The sequence below is a fragment of the Actinopolyspora mortivallis genome (assembly GCF_003001495.1).
In the GTDB taxonomy this organism is placed as follows: Bacteria; Actinomycetota; Actinomycetes; order Mycobacteriales; family Pseudonocardiaceae; genus Actinopolyspora; species Actinopolyspora mortivallis_A.
Genome location: NZ_PVSR01000019.1, coordinates 1 through 14,316 on the forward strand (window position 1 = coordinate 1; position 14,316 = coordinate 14,316).

Here is a 14,316-nt window from a genome sequence, read left to right on the forward strand (position 1 = left end):
CGGCGGGTCCGCCTCCGCCCCGGTGCCGCCTCGGGCTCCTCCCCTCCCCAGCCCGGCGGCACCACCCCGGCCGGGTTGCCCCCGACCCGGCCGGGGCCTCCCCCACAGCACAACAACAGTCCAGCCAAAACAAACATGCGCACGAAACCGGCGCTGCCGCCGACCAGCACCGGACCGGCCCTGCCCGTCGTCTATGCGGCCACCCTGTCCCTACTGACCCTGACCGTGCACTACACAACCTGAACCGAGACGTCGATGGTCAACAAGAACGCGGCCTCCGACCGGACTCGGTGTGGGAACGACGTGAACGAGGTGTTCGCATGAACGAAGAACGAGATCCGACCGGTGACAGTGTTGAGCAGGACGGTGCGCGGCCCGATGCGCTGCGTGCGGCCCTGGTCGAGGAACTGCGCCGGACGGGAGCACTGCGCAGCGATCCGGTCGAACGGGCTTTCCGGGTGGTGCCCCGGCATCTGTTCACCCCGGAGACACCGCCGGGGCAGGCCTACGAGGCCAACCGGTCGGTGGTGCTCAAACGCGACGACGACGGGACGGCGCTGTCGACCGTCTCGGCCCCGAGCATGCAGGCCGAGATGCTGGAGCAGGCCGAGATCCGGCCCGGTATGCGGGTGCTGGAGATCGGATCCGGTGGGGTCAACGCGGCGATGCTCGCCGAACTCGTCGGCGCCGAAGGCCACGTGGCCACGGTCGACATCGACACGGACGTGACCGAACGCGCCCGACACGGACTGTCCGAGTCCGGGTACGACCGGGTGCGGGTGGTGTGCGCCGACGCCGAGCACGGTGTGGCCGAGCAGGCCCCCTACGACCGGATCCTGGTCACCGTCGGGGTGTGGGACATCCCACCCGCCTGGCTGGACCAGCTCGCCGACGACGGAAGGCTGATCGTCCCGCTACGGCTGCGGGGGGTGATGCGCTCGATCGCGCTGGAACGCGCGGAAGACCGGTTGACCAGCCGCAGTGTGCACCCGTGTGGGTTCGTGCCGGTGCAGGGCGTGGGAGCCCACGAGGAGCACGTGGCGTTGCTCGACGCGGACGTGGGACTACGGTTCGACGACCAGCAGCACCTCGACACCACCGGGCTCAGCAAGGCGCTGACCACATCGCCTGAACAGCGGTGGTCGGCAGTCACCATCGGGGCCCAGGAGATGATCGACGACCTGACCCTGTGGCTGACCACCACACTGCCCGGCTGCGGCATGCTGACCGCGAAACAGGCCGCCGTCGATCGCGGACTCGTGGAACGTCCGGCCCGCCGAGGAGTTCCGGCAGCGGTCGACGGGAACAGCTTCGCCTACCGCGCCACGGTGCGCCCCGTCGACAACGACCGGATCGAACTCGGCGTGCACGGCCACGGTCCCCGCGGAGGCAACCTCGCCGAGCAGTACGTCGACCTGATGCGCCGGTGGGACCGGCAGCACCGCCACGGCCCCGGCTCCGTCATCGAGATCCACCCCGCCAACACCCCCGACGAACGGGTGAACCACGGGTTCGTGCTCAACAGAACCCACACCCGTGTCGCGATCTTCTGGCCCTGAACGGCATCACAGCTGCTCATGGCCAGAGAACCGAAATATTCGAACACCACGAAAGGAGTGTGTCGGACATGTCCACGCCCACCGCACTGGAGTCGTCGAGTACCGAGCCGGACTCGGACTTCGACCTCGATGTCACCGTCGTCGCCGCAGCGCCGGTGGCCGACCTGAAGAGCCCAACCGAGGACAACTGTGGGCGGACCTGCGAAAGCGCCTGCCCGGCAACCGGGTGTTGATCTCGTGATCGCAGGATGACCCCTCCGGTCCAGCCACGGATGTCACCGGGCGTGGCGTCTCGTGGCTGGGCCGTTTCCCCAACAACAGGAGTGAACGGATGCTGTACGCCTGCGCGGACGCGGCGCTCCTCCGTGTGTCCACCCGATCCTCGACGGAACATCTTCCCCCGTGGCCGGAGCTGTCCGGACCATCGAGCGAGCCGCTGCGGCGGTGGCTGCACGCTGTCTGGACCCAGGACGGGATCGCCGAGGCGATCGCCGAAGCCAGCCCTGTGTTGGCCGACCGGGTGCGGCAGATCCTTGACGGGCAGCAGCGACAGGCCCGGGACGTCCGACGTGTCCTCCTCGCTGTCACCCGTTATGTGCTCCGCGCCCGGAGTCGGGCGACCCCGTTCGGTTTGTTCGCCGGTATCGCTCCTGCCCACACCGGCTCCACGACGAACCTGCACTGGGGTGGGGATCACCGTGCTCATGCGCGTGTCGAGGCCGAGTGGGTCGACCACGTGATCGTTTCGTTGGAACGGTGTCGAGCACTCCGGCATCGCCTCCGCGTCGTGGCCACCAACCTCGCCGAGATCCGCGACGACCGACTCGTGATCACCCACCAACCCCACACGAACCACAAAGAACCCGCCGAGGTCTCGATGCGGCACACCCGTGCCGTCGCCACCGCCCTGCGAACCGCCGACACCCCTGTTTCGGTGACCACCCTGACGAGCAGGTTGGCGCAGGAGTTCCCCAGCACCTCGCTCGCGGTGATCGAACACATGGTGGACGAGCTGATCGAACAGCGCGTGCTGATCAGCAACCTGCTTCCTCCCATGACCAGCACCGATCCCGTGAGTCACGTGGTGGCCGAACTCGACACCCTCGATGCGGCGGAACTGCCGAAAGAGATGGTCGCGTTGATCCACGAGCTGCGCGAGGTGCGGGCCGACCTCGCCCGGCACAACGCCGCGACCCCTCCGTTCGACCCCGGTGCGCTGCGCCGTTCCCTGTCCACACGGATGTCGGCCATCGCGGCCACCGACAAGCCCGTCACGGTGGATCTACACGCCGACTGTTCGGTGAGCCTTCCCGAGCAGGTCTGGCGGGAAGCCGAATCCGCCGTGGACGTGCTCACGCGACTGAGCCCACATCCCCACGGCAGCCCCGAATGGGCCGACTATCACCGTCGTTTCCTCGAACGCTACGGCCTCGGCGCGTACGTGCCCGTCCACGATCTGCTTGATCCCGACACCGGGCTCGGCTACCCCGCCGGGTACCGGAATTCCCTCCTGACCGTGGGACAACAGGGCGTCTCCGAGCGGGACGCACGGTTGCTCGCCCTCGCACAACGAGCCGCCCTCGACCAACGCCGGGAGGTCCACCTCGACGAGGACACGGTGTCCACGCTGGCCTCCCCTTCCGAGAACCCGCAGCGCCGTCCGCACTGTGAGCTGTCGTTTCGCGTCCACGCCGCGAGTCCTGAGGCCATCGACCGCGGCGAATTCGAACTGGCGGTTACCGGAATCTCCCGTGCCGCAGGTACCCTGACCGGACGTTTCCTGGACATGCTCACCGAGCCCGAACGCAAGCGCTTGGCGGAGACCTACACGCGGTTTCCCACACTCGCCCGCGAGGCTCTTCCCGTGCAGCTTTCCTGCCCACCACTGCACACCCGTACCCACAACGTCGCCCGCAGCCCCAGAGTGCTGCCCGAGATGCTGTCCTTGGGCGAGCACAACGTGAACAGGATCACTGTCGACGACCTCGCCGTGACCGGCGATCTCGACCGCCTCTTCCTCATCTCACGCACCCACGGTCACACGGTTGAGCCGATCATGGTCAACGCCGTGGAATTTACCCACCACACTCACCCGCTGGCCCGTTTCCTGGCCGAGATCACCACGGCCCGCACTCCGACCCTCGGCCCCTTTACCTGGGGCCACGCAACCGGACAGCTACCGTATCTACCGCGCGTGCGCTACCGACGTAGCATCCTGGCCCCCGCCCAGTGGAGCCTCACTTCCCACGATCTGCCGCACCACGACGACACAGCCCCATGGACCGAGGCACTGGCTGCCTGGCGAGATCGGTTCCACGTCGCCGACGACGTGTACCTCGGCGACGGTGATCAACGACTGCACCTCAACCTGGACGAGCCCACTCACCAACAGCTGCTGCGCACCGAGCTCGACCGCGCCGGAGACCTCACCCTGCGGGAAGCTCCCCCACCAGGAGCTTTCGACTGGATCGACGGCCGCGCTCACGACCTCGTCATCCCACTGGCCTCCACAGCCAGTCCGGCAACCGCACCAGCGGCACGCACGCACTCTCCCGGCATCGTGCGCGGCCGTGAGCACGGCCATCTGCCCGGAGCCGGAACCTGGTTGTACACCCAGCTCCACGGCCACCCCGACCGGCAGACACACCTCCTCACCAAGCATCTGCCCCGGCTTCTGGACCAATGGGACAACCCACCACAGTGGTGGTTCCTACGTTATGCCGATCCCCATCCACATCTGCGGCTGCGTATCCGGCTGGACCATCCAGATGACTTCGGAACCGCTGCCACCCGTATCGGTGCCTGGGCTGATGACCTGCGCCATCGGGGCCTACTGGGTGGGATGAGCTTGGAAACCTACCGTCCCGAAACCGGCCGGTTCGGCGACGGGGAAGCCATGTACGCGGCCGAATCGGTCTTCGCCGCCGACTCCGCCGCCGTGCTCAGGCAGCTGGAACACACCCACACGGGCACGCCCAGCGAGGTGACCACGGCCGCGAGCATGGTCAACCTAGTGCTCTCCTACCTCGGCAGCATCGAGCAGGGGGCACAGTGGATGGTCGACCAGATTCCCCGTAGCCACACACCAGCCCCGAACCGAGAACTCCGCGACCAGACACTCGAACTCGCCACCCCCCACAACCAGTGGTCGGCACTGCGCACACTGCCCGGCGGCGAGGCCACCCTGGCCGCATGGACGAGCCGAGCCCACGCACTGATCAATTACCGCCAATCCATCACCCCACCCGAAGCCACAGCCCCGACCGCGATCCTGCATGACTTCCTGCACCTGCACCACGCGCGCATGATCGGTATCGACCCCGACTGCGAACGCCGGTGTCTACATCTGGCCCGCGCCGCCGCCCTGAGCATCACCAGTCGTCGCGACCGAGGAACCGCATGACCCACACCGTTCACACAGCGCTGGAGGCTGCCGCCGACATCGCCCACAGCCTCGAGTCCCCGGATCAGCTCGCCGAGGCGGGGACCCCGGCTCAGTCCTTGGCCGCAGGTGCGGCCGGGATCTCTCTGCTGCACAGTGAACGCGCCGCCTCCGGCCACGGCGACTGGGCGAGTGCCCACGCCTGGCTGACCATCGCCCTCAGCGGTGACCTGTCCGCTAGGGACAACGTCGGACTGTTCTTCGGAGCCCCAGCCTGCGCCTTCGCCGCCCATCTCGCCACCCAAGCACGCCCCGGCATACTCACTCGTGCTCTGTCCCAGTTCGACACGAGCATCACGAACCTGACCCGCCGCCGCTTGACCGCCGCCCACACCCGCATCAACCGCGGAGACCCCGCTGCCTTCCGCGAGTACGACCTCATGCGCGGGCTCACCGGCCTCGGGGTCTACCACCTGCAACGAAACCACCACAACAGCACCCGCGCCGTGCTGTCCTACCTGGTGCGCCTGACACACCCGCGTCCGGACGGGTTGCCAGGCTGGTGGGTCGGCCACGCCCCGATCCCCGATGATCCCGACCCGGCGTTCGCCCACGGACACGCCAACCTCGGCATGGCCCACGGCATCGCCGGGCCACTCGCTCTGCTCGCACAGGCAGCACGTCGCGGCATCACCGTGGACGGACACCTCGATGCCCTCGACCGAATCCGCGCCTGGCTCGACACTTGGCAACAACCCCACCCCACCGGACCGTGGTGGCCCTACTGGATCACCTGCACCCAACTACACGACGACGCTTCGATACCGGGGCCAGGACGACCTTCGTGGTGCTATGGCACCCCAGGGGTGGCCCGTGCCCAACAGCTGACCGCCCTCGCCCTGGGCGACACCGCCCTCCAGCGCACCAGCGAAACCGCGCTGCTCGGTTGCCTGACCGACCCGAAACAGCGCAACTCACTCACTGAACCAGGCCTGTGCCACGGACTCGCCGGACTCCTGCGAACCACCTGGCGCATGGCCGAGGACGCTGTTACCGACGAACTGGGGGAACACCTTCCACCACTGATCACCACGTTGATCGAGTACCGGCACACGAACTCGCCGGAGTTCCTGACCGGAGCCGCCGGTGTGGCCCTCGCGCTGCACACCACAGCCGCCAACACCGATTCGTGCGCATGGGACACGACTCTCCTACTGAACTGACAAGGACCACGCATGCTCCCCGACAGCACCACTCCGAGGGAACGAGCAGACTTCGACGGCGACCACGACTGCTGGCCACAACTACTGATCGAGTGGGCTGACTGGAACAACGCCGAAGCCACCGCCGTACGGTGGCTCCACCCGGCCCTGACCACTGCCGAACGCGACGGCCGTCTCGGCCAGTGGTTCTTCGTACGCAAACACCCTCATTGGCGGCTGCGCTACCTCGGCGACACCACTGCCCGCACCTACCTGGCCCAAACCCTGGAGAAACTGACCGACACGGGTGAGGTGACTCGATGGGTCGATGGCATCTACGAACCGGAAACACTGGCCTTCGGCGGGGCGACCGCGATGACCACCGCCCACAGGCTGTTCCACGACGACAGCCGTAACATCCTGGACTACCTCGTCCGCCAACGCACCACAGAGTCCCCACGTGAACCGGGGCGTCGGGAGCTCGGCGTAATGCTGATCAGTGCCTTCCTCCGCGGTGCGGAGCTGGACTGGTACGAGCAGGGCGACGTGTGGAACCGCATCGCCCAACTGCGAGGCACCAACAACGACGCGCCCAGCCACCCACTACCGATCACTCGACAGCAGCGGCAGAACATGCAGCGGCTGATGACCGCCGACGCGGCACGCCTGGCCAAAAGCGGGCCGCTCGAACCGATCCGCGACTGGCTCGACGCGTTCGCAGTCGCCGGGAACGTACTCCACGAGTACGCCCAGCACGGACAGCTCGAACGAGGACTACGCGCGGTGCTGGCCCACCACGCGGTTTTCACCTGGAACCGCCTCGGTCTGTCCGCCCAGGAACAAAGAACGCTGTCCGAACGAGCCACCACTGTTGTCATGAACAACCACTCGACAAAGTAGCCACTGACCGTCTGTGCCCAGGTGAGACGACTGCACCATTGAAACGCTGACTGACATGAAAGCGGGTGATATGACGTCCCGAGCTTTCGATGGTTCAGATCTGTGATGCGAGTTTCTCCGCCTGCTCCCGCGCGGACTTAACCAGGACACCGTCGATCTCGTCAGACGAGTTCACAAGCAGTACGTACCTGGGTGCACCAGGCACGCAGGTGGCACAGGCCGCCGGAGACACCCCGATGGTTGCTTGGACGAACTACCGGCACAGCCAGCAGATCCTGGCCACCGGAGACGCCGAGCACGCCCTCGGACTCATTCCGTTCGACGCGACACTGTCCCCGACCATGCGCGCAGCCCTCACGGTACACCGGGCCATGTGCCACACAGCACTCGGCGGCGAAACCAGCGCTCTGCATGACCTGGATTCAGCACTGGAACACGCCAGCACTGATCGTACTGGTGATGCCGCTCAGCACGGACACGGTGCTTTCGCCACCCTGGACAGCCTCACCTGGTGGACCGGAGTGGCCGGGCTGTGTCTGGGCTGATGGCACACCAAAAAAGCCACCACCCTCGGACTGGTCCTCATCGCCATCCATACGTTCACAGTAGTCGTTCTGAGGGTGATAGGCCCTTACGCATAACGGAACATCGAACGGAATGCCGTCAAAAACAGCGAAGGCACTTCATCAATTCCGAACACCGAACCAACACCGAAGCTCGGTGTCACGTCATTCCGCCCAAAATCATTGTCGAAGCAACACGAAAATGATCCCTTTTTCAGGGAAACCTGAATGGCGGTATATCCAACAGGCTGCGCTTTCTTACTGTGCTGATTCATCATCGACAACACGACGAAAGGATTTTGTGATGCGTCAGGATCACGCATACCGGATCGAGGGATATGTCAACAGCCGTGCTATCGACGGCACCGGCCGTGGGATCGTCGATACCGAGACCGGTACCAGTGAGATGGACGTGACCTTCGACCGCATGGCTGCGGGGTGGGACCCGCGCACGATCGTGCTCATGTGCTGCGACCGTGCCTTGGTTATGGCCGCCCGCGAAACCGAGGGTACGGTGGGAATACATCGCGCCTCCGGTGGGTACCTCACGATCGGCGGAGACCTGCCCGGATCGGGCCGGGAAAGCATCATGCACACCGGCACCGGAGAACTGATGGCCCACGTACGAGCCATCTCCACCACGGACTTCCGCACCAGCGATGCCTACGATCACTCCCGTGTGGAGGGTGGAGTTTCGCACCTGCGACGTGGGGAGAACGGCATCGCCCACATCCCCGCATTCGATGGAATCATGATGCAAGCAGGTCCCGGTCTGGTCGTGATTACCACTCGCTATCGTGCCGAATTGGAGAATGGCAGCACGCTCTACGGCAGCACGAGCTATCCGCATTACCTGCCGGAACAGACTGTGGAGGTGCCCTCCTACCAGATTCTGCGGGTGGAATCCGTGGAACAGGAGCTCATCGGCAATCGGCTGCGCTCGCGAGTGACCACCAGCATCCTGCCACTGGCTCCGCCCACCACGGAGACGGCAGAGGGCGCCGCTGAGCGGCTGGTCGCACTGGGCTGATCCACCGCCTGTCTCTGGCGGCCAGCATGCCATCCCGGATGCTGGCCGCCACTGCTCTCTGCTGTCTTTCCGTTACTCTGTGCCTGCACGAATCCCATCACGACCGGAGAGCGAGCCGCCCCATGTCGCGCACGTTCATCACCACCGCCATCCCGTACGTCAATTCCCAGCCCCACTTGGGCTTCGCGATGGAACTGGTGGAAACCGACGTGATGGCCCGCCACCGTCGCCACCGTGGACACGAGGTCAAGTTTCTGTCCGGCACCGACGACAACTCGCTGAAGAACGTCCAAGCCGCCGAAGCCGAAGGCATCACCACTCAGAATCTCGTTGACCGCAACGCGCAAGCGTTCCATGACTTGCGCGAACCGCTGCGCATCTCCTTCGACGACTTCATCCGCACCAGTAGCGACCCCCGCCACCGGCCGGGTGTGGACCGCCTGTGGCGAGCCGCCGCCGATGCCGGAGACCTCTACCGCCAACACTACGAGGGCCTGTACTGCGTCGGTTGCGAACAGTTCTACACCGAATCCGAACTCACCGACGGATTGTGCCCGGAACACCTGAAACCGCCCCAGCACGTCAGCGAGGAGAACTGGTTCTTCCGCCTGTCGCGCTACGAGGACCGGTTGCGTGCGCTCATCGAGTCCGGTGACCTGCGCATCGAACCCGAATCCCGCCGCAACGAAGTCCTCGGTTTCATCCGCCAGGGCCTGCAGGACTTCTCGGTCTCCCGCTCGGTCGAACGTGCCCGTGGCTGGGGCATCCCCGTGCCCGACGATCCCAGCCAGGTCATCTACGTGTGGTTCGACGCCCTGATCAACTACATCACCGCTCTGGAGTTCGGAGACCCCGAATCCACGGAGTACCAGCACTGGTGGGTCAACGGCGATGAAGTCATCCACGTCATCGGCAAGGGGATTCTGCGGTTCCACGCCGTGTACTGGCCCGCCATGCTCCTCAGCGCGGGACAACCAACACCGGGCACCATCTTCGTGCACGACTACCTCACCGTTGACGGACAAAAGCTGGGTAAGTCCCTGGGCAACGCCGTCGATCCGGTCTCCCTGGCCGCGACCTACGGGACGGACGCGCTGCGCTGGTGGCTGGTTCGCGAAGTCCCCCGTGTCGGCGACGCCGACTTCACCCTCGACCGGCTCGTCACCCGCCACAACGACGACCTCGCGCACGGGCTGGGCAACCTCGTCAACCGCACCGTGTCCATGATCCACAAGTACCGGGACGGCATCGCTCCGGAGATCGATACCCATCCCTCCGAGGAGCCCCTGGTTCAGGTGTGCGAGACAGTCCGAGACCACGTGGACGCCGCGATGGACCGGTTCGACTTCCGCGCCGCCACGGCCGCCGTGTTCACCCTGGTTGACGAGGCCAACCGCTACATCGAAACCACGACCCCCTGGACCCTGGCCAAGGCCGAGAAACAGGGCGACACCGAGGCGACCAAACACCTCGACACCGTTCTTGCCACCCTGCTCCACGCCACACGCCTCATCGCCGACGAACTGACCCCGTTCCTCCCCGACGCGGCACAACGGGTCACGGCCCAACTCGGCAACGGCCACACCGAACTCCCCCAACCCACCCCGCTGTTCGCACGCCTCGAACCCCCCGCGCAAGGCTCGTAATCGCACCTCGACCGACCACCTCGGGCAACCGAGAGCCACCCCCGTCAATCCGGCACCAATCCAGCACGGGAGCGGGAACCGTAGCGAAATCCCCGAAACGGGAAGGAAGCCCGCCGGGGAGTCTCTATACCCTGCGCCCGAAGGAGCACGATGCGCCCTCTGCCCACCCAGGCGGGCCTGGCCGAGATCCAACGCTACGTCGCCGAGATGGAAACCGAACGCGGCTTCGCCGACAGCCCCGTGCTGGAACAGTGCCTCAAACTCGGCGAGGAGTACGGAGAACTGTGCAAGGCCGTCCGCAAAAGCTCCGGCCTGCCGATCGAGGCTGGTTCGACGACGAGCGACGTCGGCGACGAACTCGCCGACCTGCTGATCTACCTCTGCGCCGTCGCCAACCGCCTGAACATCGACCTCGACCACGCCCTACGCACCAAGGAACGCGTCAACGAGACACGCACCTGGTCCAGGGAACCTGAGGAACGAACCGAGTTGCCGGGCGGTTTCACTCCTCACTGAACAGTCGGTTCGACACAAACGAGCAGGGACAATGCTCGCCCGCCTACTGGACCGTCCACCCCTCCCGGAAGACGCGAGTTACGACGAAGCACCGGAAGCCGGTATCAAGTGACCGCATCCAACTCACACCACAGGATGAACCAGCTCATCACGCAGGAAACACGCGGAACAGAAGTCGAACACGGTTGTTTCTACTTCGGGAACTGGCCCCCGGAAAGCGACTCGGACTTCCCCTTCGACATCGAAGAACCACCAGACTCCCTGGCCCACTTCACGGACACCGGAATTGCCGTATTCAGTGACTGCGGCGACGAGGACAACACGGCTCGCGTCGAAGTGCTCTGCTACACACGACCTCCGCGGAAAAACCGTTCGACCGAGCACGTCAGCGGTTTCTTCACGATATCCAGCGACGAACTGGCCGTCGCGACACTGATGATGGCGCCGGCGGAACCGATTCGGGCTCCGTACACGGGCCGGGTGCAAGTCCGGGTGAATCGCCTCCCCCTGAAGACGGAACAGGAAGAGATCGAGCGGGACGGAGACGTGTACGGAGTGAACGAGGACTGGCTGATAGAACTGTGGCCCGCTTCTCCGGGCACCTGACACACCCGGCGGTACGGTGAAAACGAGCGCTCCGCTGTGCCCTCCCCTCGATCCCGGACGAGGTGTGCCCCACCACGCCCCTCACCCGAGACCAGGGGAGGCACAGCCTCACGGACGCACGCGGTTTCCGGCCCCGCACCATCACCCGAAGGCGGGCGGCAGCCGGTCCTGCCAGCGCCGCCCCTGCGGGCTCAGCGTGACCTCGCGTGTCTCGTCCTCGCGACGCTCGATGCGCACCAGCAGGTGGTCCTCGGCCAGCCGCTCGGCGAAACCACCACCCCACTCGACCACCACGGCCGCCTCGGTCAGCTCGGTGTCCAGGTCCAGATCGTCGAGCTCGGCCAGCGAGGTGAGCCGGTAGGCGTCCACGTGCACCAGGGTGGTGCCGCCCCGCTGCGGGGGATGGTGTTCCCGGGCCAGCACGAACGTGGGGGAGGTGATCCGCCCCCGCACCCCCATTCCGGTGGCTATGCCCCGAGTGAGCGCCGTCTTGCCCGCCCCGAGCGGACCGTCCAGCAACACGAGGTCGCCCGCACCGAGAACCGCGCCGAGCGCGGCACCGAAACGCTCGGTGTCCTCGGTGGTCGCCAGCTCGAACGTCCAGACCGCCGAATCGGAAGTCACCTGCCGCTCACCTTCTCCGCGGAATCACTCGCGCGTGTGCCGCCCGCCACGCGCCGCACCAGACCTGTCAGACGAGCGGTGACCAGCTCGGCCCGCTCCAGAATCACCATATGCCCCGCTCCCGGGGCCCGGACGAGCTCGGCCTCGGGAAGCTCGGCCGCCATCGTCTCGGAGTGGGTGAACGGGGTGAGCCTGTCGGCGTCCCCACCCAGCACCAGCACCTCGCAGGAACGCAGCGCGGCCAGCGCGGCCCTGCGGTCGTGCGCACCGATCGTCTCCAGGAAACCGGTCACGGTCTCCACACTGGTACCGGAGATCATCTCCTCGGTGAGCTCGACCAGCTCCGCGTCCACCCCCCGGTCCCCGAAAGCCAGCTCGCGGACCATGCTCCGGGTCACCCGCGCCCCGCCGCGCCGCACCAGCTCCACCAGCCCCGGCTGCCACCCGGCCAACACCCCCAGCACCGCGGTCAACGGGTTGTGCCGGGACAGCCACGGCCTCGGCAGGCCCTGGGCCCCCACCTGCCCGGCCGAACTCGCCAGCAGCGCGACCGCCCGCACCCACGGGCCGAACAGCTCGGGACGCTGCTCGGCCAGGGCCATGATCGTCATCCCGCCCATGGAGTGCCCGACCAGCACCACAGGTTCGCTTCCCGCCGTGGCCCGCAGGACCGCGTCGAGATCCGCGCCCAGCTGTTCGATGGTGCCGCCACCACGAGCGGGCCTGCCGGAGCGGCCGTGGCCGCGCTGGTCGTAGAGCACCAGCCGCACGCGGGGGTCGACCAGCTCGGGCAGCTCGACCCGTTGGAAGAGCCAGCACCGCGAGTCCAGGCTGTAGCCGTGCACCAGCACCACGGTCACCTCGGGGCTCCCGCCGTCGGCGGGCCCCACCTCCAGCACGGAAAGCGGCACCCCGTCGTCGGCGGCGACCGTGGACTCCCGGGCGTGCTCGGCCTCCCCCACGGGATCGCCGCTTCCGTCGTCCCGGCGAGCCGACCGCGAGGCGTAGGAGACCAGGCTCATCACGGCCCCGGTGACGGCGGCACCGAGCACCCCCGCCGACCAGGCCACCACCCGCCGGGAGCTCATCACGGCTCCTCCTCCGGCACCGTCCTGCTCACCCGTGGCCGGGCCATGCCGGTGACGATCTCGTAGTGGATCGTGCCCAGTTCCCGGGCCCACTCGTCCGCCGTGGGCTCGCCCCGGTCGCCGGGGCCGAACAGCACGACCTCCTCGCCCTCGCGCACCGGGTCGTCACCGCACCACACCACCAGCTGGTCCATGCACACCGTGCCGACCACGGGACGCCGCCTGCCGCCCAGCCACACCGACATGCGTCCGGACAGGGACCGGGGCACACCGTCGGCGTAGCCGACGGGGACCAGGGCCACGGTGGTCTCCTCGGGGGCCGTCCACGAGTGGCCGTAGGACACCGACTCCCCCGCCGCGATCCGCCTGGTCAGCACCACGGTGGAGCGGAACGTCATCGCCGGGCGCAGGTCGTGGGGACCCGCCTGCGGAACCGGGTCCAGCCCGTAGAGCGCGATGCCGGGCCGCACCATGTCGAAGTGCAGATCCGGTCTGGTGAGCAGCGCGGCGGAGTTCGCCAGGTGCCGCAGCGGACGCAGCCCGGCCTCCAGCGCACGCAGGTAGGCCTCCCGGAAACGCCGCGCCTGCATCTCGACCGAGGGATGCCCCGGCTCGTCGGCGCAGGCCAGGTGCGACCAGACCGCGAACACCTCCACGACCCCGTCGGCGGCGGCCTTGGCCGCCTCGTCGACCAGCCTCCCCCACTCCTCGGCGGAAGCGCCGTTGCGGTGCAGGCCGGTGTCTATCTTGAGGTGGACGCGGGCGGTGACCCCGGCCGAGGCGGCGGCCCGCGCCACCTCGCGCAGCTGGGCGACCGTGGACACCGACAGGTCCACCTCCGCCCGCACGGCGGCGGCGATCTCGTCCTCCGGGCGGTACAGCCAGCACAGCACGGGGGCCCGCACGCCGTGCTCGCGCAGCCGGAGGGCCTCGGAGATCAGGGCCACCCCCAGCCAGTCCGCCCCGGAACGCAGCGCCGCCCGGGCCGTGGCCACGGCCCCGTGCCCGTAGCCGTCGGCCTTGACCACAGCCATCGTCCGCGCACCGGAACTCCGGGCGTGTGCGGACAACACCTCCACGTTGTGCCGAACGGCGTCGAGATCGACGTACACGTCGGCACGGTGCGCGGATTGCTCGTTCATCGCTGCTCATGGTCGCACAGGCCGGGTGCGGTGTCGGCCGCTGCCGGTTCCGCGCGCG

14 protein-coding genes are annotated in these 14,316 nt (G+C 67.2%); 10 read left to right on the top strand and 4 right to left on the bottom strand.

The features are described 5' to 3' along the window. The first annotated feature begins 320 nt into the window (after window positions 1-320). The 6 genes from fxlM to CEP50_RS11755 all read left to right on the top strand — a co-directional run bounded on the left by fxlM (window position 321) and on the right by CEP50_RS11755 (window position 7,588). Window positions 321-1,559, top strand: coding sequence for a methyltransferase, FxLD system (gene fxlM, locus CEP50_RS11730; RefSeq protein WP_106114000.1), 1,239 nt, complete (start codon window positions 321-323; stop codon window positions 1,557-1,559). Between the two features lie 68 nt (window positions 1,560-1,627). Beyond that, window positions 1,628-1,792: an FxLD family lanthipeptide gene (gene fxlA / locus CEP50_RS11735; RefSeq protein WP_106114044.1), complete on the top strand. Its 165-nt coding sequence runs from the start codon at window positions 1,628-1,630 to the stop codon at window positions 1,790-1,792. Between the two features lie 98 nt (window positions 1,793-1,890). Continuing rightward, window positions 1,891-4,962 (top strand): lantibiotic dehydratase, encoded by a 3,072-nt coding sequence (locus CEP50_RS11740; RefSeq protein ID WP_106114001.1) that lies wholly within the window; start codon window positions 1,891-1,893, stop codon window positions 4,960-4,962. Then, window positions 4,959-6,164, top strand: coding sequence for a lanthionine synthetase C family protein (locus CEP50_RS11745; protein WP_106114002.1), 1,206 nt, complete (start codon window positions 4,959-4,961; stop codon window positions 6,162-6,164). The genes CEP50_RS11740 and CEP50_RS11745 overlap by 4 nt, the downstream gene beginning before the upstream one ends. Window positions 6,165-6,176: 12 nt before the next feature. Further along, window positions 6,177-7,043 carry a thiopeptide-type bacteriocin biosynthesis protein gene (locus CEP50_RS11750; protein WP_106114003.1) on the top strand — a complete coding sequence of 289 codons (867 nt, stop codon included), beginning with the start codon at window positions 6,177-6,179 and terminating at the stop codon, window positions 7,041-7,043. A gap of 236 nt (window positions 7,044-7,279) precedes the next feature. Further along, window positions 7,280-7,588, top strand: coding sequence for a hypothetical protein (locus CEP50_RS11755; protein WP_106114004.1), 309 nt, complete (start codon window positions 7,280-7,282; stop codon window positions 7,586-7,588). Window positions 7,589-7,674: 86 nt separating this feature from the next. Here CEP50_RS11755 and CEP50_RS19910 read toward each other — a convergent pair whose 3' ends face one another. Then, complete coding sequence (locus CEP50_RS19910; RefSeq protein ID WP_146134802.1) at window positions 7,675-7,893, bottom strand: hypothetical protein; 219 nt, start codon at window positions 7,891-7,893, stop codon at window positions 7,675-7,677. 17 nt (window positions 7,894-7,910) lie between these two features. Between CEP50_RS19910 and CEP50_RS11760 the strand changes: the two genes are divergently transcribed. The 4 genes from CEP50_RS11760 to CEP50_RS20130 all read left to right on the top strand — a co-directional run bounded on the left by CEP50_RS11760 (window position 7,911) and on the right by CEP50_RS20130 (window position 11,404). Then, on the top strand, window positions 7,911-8,636 hold the full coding sequence (locus CEP50_RS11760; protein ID WP_106114005.1) for a hypothetical protein: 726 nt from the start codon (window positions 7,911-7,913) through the stop codon (window positions 8,634-8,636). A 122-nt stretch (window positions 8,637-8,758) separates the two neighbouring features. Further along, window positions 8,759-10,282, top strand: a complete 1,524-nt coding sequence (gene metG, locus CEP50_RS11765; protein WP_106114006.1) for a methionine--tRNA ligase — start codon at window positions 8,759-8,761, stop codon at window positions 10,280-10,282. A 150-nt stretch (window positions 10,283-10,432) separates the two neighbouring features. Next, window positions 10,433-10,798, top strand: coding sequence for a MazG nucleotide pyrophosphohydrolase domain-containing protein (locus CEP50_RS11770; RefSeq protein ID WP_106114007.1), 366 nt, complete (start codon window positions 10,433-10,435; stop codon window positions 10,796-10,798). Window positions 10,799-10,933: 135 nt separating this feature from the next. Then, window positions 10,934-11,404, top strand: coding sequence for a hypothetical protein (locus tag CEP50_RS20130; RefSeq protein ID WP_181188347.1), 471 nt, complete (start codon window positions 10,934-10,936; stop codon window positions 11,402-11,404). A gap of 141 nt (window positions 11,405-11,545) precedes the next feature. Here CEP50_RS20130 and tsaE read toward each other — a convergent pair whose 3' ends face one another. Genes tsaE through alr form a run of 3 tightly spaced genes read right to left on the bottom strand, consistent with a single transcriptional unit; the run spans window position 11,546 to window position 14,258 of the window. Next, window positions 11,546-12,028: a tRNA (adenosine(37)-N6)-threonylcarbamoyltransferase complex ATPase subunit type 1 TsaE gene (tsaE, locus tag CEP50_RS11780; RefSeq protein ID WP_106114009.1), complete on the bottom strand. Its 483-nt coding sequence runs from the start codon at window positions 12,026-12,028 to the stop codon at window positions 11,546-11,548. Further along, window positions 12,025-13,116, bottom strand: coding sequence for an alpha/beta fold hydrolase (locus CEP50_RS11785; RefSeq protein WP_106114010.1), 1,092 nt, complete (start codon window positions 13,114-13,116; stop codon window positions 12,025-12,027). The genes tsaE and CEP50_RS11785 overlap by 4 nt, the downstream gene beginning before the upstream one ends. Beyond that, the gene (gene alr / locus CEP50_RS11790) at window positions 13,116-14,258 is read right to left on the bottom strand and encodes an alanine racemase (RefSeq protein ID WP_106114011.1); all 1,143 of its coding nucleotides are present in this window, start codon (window positions 14,256-14,258) and stop codon (window positions 13,116-13,118) included. The genes CEP50_RS11785 and alr overlap by 1 nt, the downstream gene beginning before the upstream one ends. Between the last annotated feature and the right edge of the window lie 58 nt (window positions 14,259-14,316).